Here is a 4496-nt window from a genome sequence, read left to right on the forward strand (position 1 = left end):
GTTGCGCGGGTCGTGTTGTTTTTCTCTCGGGTCGGTGGCCCCGCCCCCCCCCAACTCACCGGTGGTGGGGGCGGGGGCGCCGCCCGCGGGGGGGCCGCCCCGGCTCCCACCGGCAACGGGGCGGACGGGGCCTCAGCGCCGCGGCAGCCGTCTGCGCCGCGCACCCGTCCCGCTCCGGCCCGCGGCGGCCTCCTCGGCCTTCACCACCGCCGCGTAGCGGTCCACGTACTCCTGGCCGGAGAGGCCCAGCACCGCGTACATGATCTCGTCCGTGACGGCCCGCAGCACCGCCTTCTCGTGCTCCATCCCCGCATAGCGGGAGAAGTCCAGCGGGGCGCCGAACCGGATCGTCACCGATCGGGGCCGGGGCAGCACCTGCCCCGGGGGCTGGGCCTCGAAGGTGCCGATCATCGCGCACGGAACCACCGGCGCGCCCGCGCCGAGCGCCATCGCCGCCACCCCCACCTTGCCCTTGTAGAGACGGCCGTCGTGCGAACGGGTCCCCTCCGGGTAGATGCCCAGCAGCTCGCCCTCGGCGAGGACGCCGAGACCCTCCCGGATCGCCGCGGCCCCCGCCTCCTTGCCCGAGCGGTCGACGGGGATCTGCCCGGCGCTGCGGAAGAACGCGGAGGTGAGTCGGCCCCGTACCCCGGGCCCCGTGAAGTACTCCGCCTTCGCGAGGAAGGTGATGCGGCGCTTCAGGATCGCCGGCATGAGGAAGTGGTCGGCGAACGAGAGGTGGTTCCCGGCGACGATCGCCGCCCCCGACTCCGGTACGTGCTGGAGCCCCTCGATCCTGGGCCGGAACAACAGCCGCAGCAACGGCCCCAGGAGCACGTACTTCAGCGCGTAGTAGAACAAGGCGTCTCTCCCAACTCCACCGCCCGGCACCCGTGCCGGGTGCCGCGGGGCCGGGCCGGACGCCCGTGCGCCGGACCGGCCCTGGACGACCGCCGCGGTTGACTCGGGACAGGATGTCAGCTCCGGACCCGTGCGTGCGGACCTTCGCCCGTCCGGCCGTCAGGGCAGCCGGGTGCCCTCGGGCAGGTCGATGCCGAACTCGGCGGAGAGGACCTTCAGCCGCTCGGGGTCGCCCGTGAGCGCGCGCACCGACCGGGTGCCGGCCAGGTCCAGGTGGGTCAGCTCGTTGCCGACCAACTGGAGGTGGTGATCGGTGAACGTGCGCAGCACGTACACGGAGGAACTGAACGGGGACCGCGGGTGCGTCGCGACGTGCCAGTTCGCCACCGCGTAGTCGGGTGCCTCGAAGGGCTCCTCCGTGAAGGCGTACTGGACCTCCCAGGCCCCTGACTGCCAGGACTGGAGCAGCCAGGACCGCAGCGGTCCGGTCCGTTCCCCGAGGACCAGTCGGTGGCGCCGGCCGCCCTCCGTCTCCGTCACCGAATCGGCGACGAAGGGTATCGCCTCCAGCAGCGAGCCCGGGGAGCCGAAGCCCACGTCCGCCAGGTACGGGTGCGGTTCACCGGGCACCTCGACGAGCAGCGTCATGTGGGTGCGGGGCCGGAGCACCCCCGGCTGGGCACCCACCTGGACCCGGGCCATCAGCCCGGTCACCGTGAAGCCGAGCCGGCGCAGCACGGCGGTGAAGAGGGTGTTGTGCTCGTAGCAGTAGCCGCCGCGCCGGGAACCGAGGAGCTTGGCCGTCACCTCGGCGAGGTCGAGCGAGGGAGCCGCCCCCAGGGCCGCCTCCAGGTTCTCGAAGGGGATGGCGAGCTGATGGGCGCGGTTCAGGCCGCGCAGGGTCGCGGGGGTCGGGGTCCGCCCGCCGCTCCAGCCGATGTGGTCGAGGTAGGCGTCGAGGTCGAGGGCGGGGGCAAGGTGGTCGCTGGTCATGGGGGAACGGTACGGGACGTGCCGTGGGGCACGTCCCGTGTCTTCCGTCAGGAGTCGCGCGCGACGACCATGCCCAGGGTGGTCAGCCCGACCACCACCCAACCGAACCAGAGCCAGCCGTTGCTGCCGAGCGCCACCGAGTAGGCCGACACGGCCACCAGGGTCCCGAGGGTGAGCGCCCCCATCGTCCTGGTCGACCGCTGCGTCGCTTTGGGCATCGTGACACCCTCCTCACGCCCGCCCGGACTTCCCGCGCCCGGGCCGTGGCCTTCCGCCCATGGTCGCCCCCGGGACGGCCCGCGCGCCAGGCGTCGGGCCGCACCCCGTGAACTGACCGTGCCGGGGGTGACGCTCAGCGACCGCGCGCGTGCAGCGAGGCGAGATAGGCGTTGTACGCCGCCAGCTCCTTGTCCCCGTCCCGGTCGGCGGCCCGGTCCAGACGGCGCGCCTGACGTTGGTCGGAGGCGTACCACTGGAAGACCAGGGCGATCAGCACCAGCACCGAGGGCACCTCGCTGAACGCCCAGGCGATCCCGCCGGCAGCGGTCTGGTCGGCGAGGGCGTCGATCCCCAGCGACTCCGGCGGGTTCTGGTAGGGGCCGATCATCGGGGTGCTCGCCATCATCAGCGCGATGCCGAAGAAGGCGTGGAAGGGCATGCCCGCGAACAGCTCCAGCATCCGCATCACGTAGCCGGGGCGGTGCGGGCCCGGGTCCACGCCCATGATCGGCCAGAAGAACACCAGGCCCGTCGCCAGGAAGTGCACCATCATCGCGAGGTGGCCCGGCTTCGACTCCATCAGGAACTCGAACAGCGGCGTGAAGTACAAACCGTACAGACTGGCGATGAACAGCGGGATCGTGAACCCGGGGTGCGTGATCACCTTCAGGTACCGGCTGTGCAGCAGCGCCAGCAGCAGTTCGCGCGGCCCCTTGTTGCCCCGCCCGGCGACCGGCAGCGCCCTCAGGGCCAGGGTGATCGGGGCGCCCAGCAGCAGCATGATCGGGGACAGCATGCTGATCACCATGTGCTGGACCATGTGCACGCTGAACATGACCATGCCGTAGTCGTTGAGCCCGGTGCACATCACCAGCATCACCGACAGCACGCCCAGGACGAACGACACCGTCCGTCCCACCGGCCACTTGTCCCCGCGTCGGACCAGTCGGGTCACGCCCCAGCCGTACAGGGCCAGCGCCAGCAGGCAGCCGATCAGGAAGAACGGCTCGGGGGACCACTGGAGCCCTCGCTCCAGCGTGAACGGCGGCAGGTCCATGGACGTGCCGTGACCGCTGTGATCCATCCGGCGGCTCCTGTTTCGTACGGGTTCGGGTGTCCGTCCACCAGACTAGAACCGCCCCCGACCGCGGTCGCGGTCGGGGGCGGTCGGAACTCCGTACGGGTCACGCATCCGGTGGGTGAGCGGCCCCGGCACGGCGCCGCAGCGGCCTCGCAGCGGACTACAGCACGACCCCGGCCTCGGCGTAGCGCTCGTCGGGCACCGTCTTCAACGTCTCCACGGCCTCCGCGAGCGGCACCATCACGATCTCGGTGCCGCGCAGGGCGGTCATCTGCCCGAACTCGCCCCGGTGCGCGGCCTCCACCGCGTGCCAGCCGAACCGGGTGGCCAGCACCCTGTCGTACGCGGTCGGGGTGCCGCCGCGCTGGACGTGGCCGAGGATCACCGGGCGGGCCTCCTTGCCGAGGCGCTGTTCCAGCTCGATCGACAGCTGTCGGGCGATCCCCGCGAAGCGCTCGTGACCGTAGACGTCCTTGCCGCCCTCGTCGAACTCCATGGAACCCGACCGGGGCTTCGCGCCCTCGGCGGCCACCACGATCGCGAACTTCTTGCCGGCCGAGAACCGCTCGCCGACCCGCTCCGCGAGTTCCGCCACGTCGAAGGGGCGTTCCGGGACCACGATCGCGTGCGCTCCGGCGGCCATCCCGGAGTGCAGGGCGATCCACCCGGTGTGGCGGCCCATGACCTCCACGATCAGTACCCGCTGGTGCGACTCGGCGGTCGTCTTCAACCGGTCGAGGGCCTCGGTCGCCACGCCGACGGCCGTGTCGAACCCGAAGGTGACGTCCGTGGCCGCGATGTCGTTGTCTATCGTCTTCGGCACCCCGACGATCGGCAGCCCGTTGTCGGAGAGCAGCCGGGCGGCCTTCAGGGTGCCCTCGCCGCCGATCGGGATGATCGCGTCGATGCCCAGCTCCGCGACGTGGCCCTTGGCCCGCTCCACGCCGTCCACCAGGTGTGCGGGCTGGACCCGCGAGGAACCGAGGATGGTGCCGCCGAGGGCGAGGATGCCGCCGACGGCGTCGAGGTCGAGCTTGCGGTAGTCACACTCCAGCAGGCCCTTCCAGCCGTCGTTGAAACCGATCACCTCGTCACCGTGATCGACTACGGCACGGTGGACGACGGATCGGATGACGGCGTTCAGGCCAGGGCAGTCACCGCCGGAAGTGAGGACACCAAGACGCATGGCTCGGAAAACCTTTGCAACGTGGACGTGCTACCGGACCACGCCGTCCGGTGGGACGCCGCCACCCTACCGGCGTATCCGGTCCGTGCCGAACGGCCCGTCCGCCTTGTGGACACCCCCGCACAACTGAGCGGAGCCCCCGTCAGACGGGGGCTC

6 protein-coding genes are annotated in these 4496 nt (G+C 71.5%); 1 reads left to right on the plus strand and 5 read right to left on the minus strand.

The window, feature by feature from the left end:
* Positions 1–132 precede the first annotated feature (132 nt).
* The 5 genes from ACFWIA_RS22670 to ACFWIA_RS22690 form a co-directional block, all read right to left on the minus strand.
* A complete protein-coding gene (locus tag ACFWIA_RS22670) occupies positions 133–861 on the minus strand; it encodes a lysophospholipid acyltransferase family protein (RefSeq protein WP_387007862.1) in 729 nt (242 codons plus the stop codon).
* 159 nt (positions 862–1020) lie between these two features.
* Complete coding sequence (locus ACFWIA_RS22675) at positions 1021–1854, minus strand: arylamine N-acetyltransferase (RefSeq protein WP_387007864.1); 834 nt, start codon at positions 1852–1854, stop codon at positions 1021–1023.
* Between the two features lie 47 nt (positions 1855–1901).
* Positions 1902–2072, minus strand: coding sequence for a hypothetical protein (locus tag ACFWIA_RS22680; protein ID WP_385494651.1), 171 nt, complete (start codon positions 2070–2072; stop codon positions 1902–1904).
* A 134-nt stretch (positions 2073–2206) separates the two neighbouring features.
* Complete coding sequence (locus ACFWIA_RS22685) at positions 2207–3157, minus strand: cytochrome c oxidase assembly protein (RefSeq protein ID WP_387007866.1); 951 nt, start codon at positions 3155–3157, stop codon at positions 2207–2209.
* Positions 3158–3314: 157 nt separating this feature from the next.
* Positions 3315–4340, minus strand: a complete 1026-nt coding sequence (locus ACFWIA_RS22690) for a 6-phosphofructokinase (RefSeq protein ID WP_387007868.1) — start codon at positions 4338–4340, stop codon at positions 3315–3317.
* On the opposite strand from ACFWIA_RS22690, the gene ACFWIA_RS22695 reads away from it, so the two are divergent.
* Positions 4251–4496 (plus strand): hypothetical protein (locus ACFWIA_RS22695; protein WP_387007878.1); only part of this gene is annotated, 246 nt, incomplete at its 3' end. The two genes, ACFWIA_RS22690 and ACFWIA_RS22695, sit on opposite strands and share 90 nt — an antisense overlap.

This window comes from Streptomyces sp. NPDC127068, assembly GCF_042724695.1.
Classification (GTDB): domain Bacteria; phylum Actinomycetota; class Actinomycetes; order Streptomycetales; family Streptomycetaceae; genus Streptomyces.